Source organism: Delftia sp. DT-2 (assembly GCF_028401915.1).
GTDB classification, from domain to species: domain Bacteria; phylum Pseudomonadota; class Gammaproteobacteria; order Burkholderiales; family Burkholderiaceae_C; genus Comamonas; species Comamonas tsuruhatensis.
The window spans coordinates 1-679 of the sequence record NZ_JAQOTI010000073.1 but is presented as its reverse complement, the minus strand read 5'-3'; the positions used below and the strand labels follow the sequence as shown (position 1 = coordinate 679).

At 70.8% G+C, this 679-nt stretch carries 1 protein-coding gene; it reads right to left on the bottom strand.

Annotated features, from left to right (window positions below; all coding sequences use genetic code 11):
• Positions 1-676: DUF6531 domain-containing protein (locus PO605_RS30880; protein ID WP_272207357.1), on the bottom strand; the 676-nt coding region annotated here is incomplete at its 3' end.
• Positions 677-679 lie beyond the last annotated feature (3 nt).

The window sequence follows — 679 nt, the reverse complement described above, 5'->3', positions numbered from 1 at the left end:
TGCCGTCGCTGTAGTGGTAGAGCTGGCGGCGTCCGAAGTGGTCGATCTGGGCCATGAGGCGCCAGGGGCCATCGACCGACTCACCGGGCGGGGGGCCAAAGCCCCAGAGGGTGTCGCCATCGCCGCTGAAGGCCAGGATGGCCTCGGGATTGCACGCCAGCGCCGCCTCCACATGCGACCAGCGCGGGTTCGCAGCCCAGGGCGCTGTGCCGCCGTCCGGCTCCGGGCTGCCGCCGCGCAGCAGCCAGATGTCTTCGCTGGCACTGTGCAGCTGGCCGCCCGGCGCCAGGGGTTGGTCGAAGGTGATGACGCGGCCGCTGGCGTCCAGCAGCAAGGTGGCCTCTTCCTGCAGGCGGATGCTGAGCTCCTGCAGCAGGTGCCAGCCATGGCCCAGCAGGCCGCAGGCCGCGCCGTGCTCGGGGTTGACGTAGCTGCTGTACTGGCGCTGCCAGGCCACAGGCAGCGCAGCCGAGGGCAGGGCAAAGTCCAGGTCTTCTGCACCCAGCAGGACCTTGGCGCCGAGCTGGGGGTTCACAGGGGATCCGACGGTGATGCCGTCCGGGCAGACGGAGCAGGCCAGGCCGCCCTGGCTGCCGATGAGCACGGTGCGCGAGCCGGTGACGATCTTGCCCTTGACGACGCTGTCGGTGATGCGGGCTGCGGGTTGGCCACTCATGCG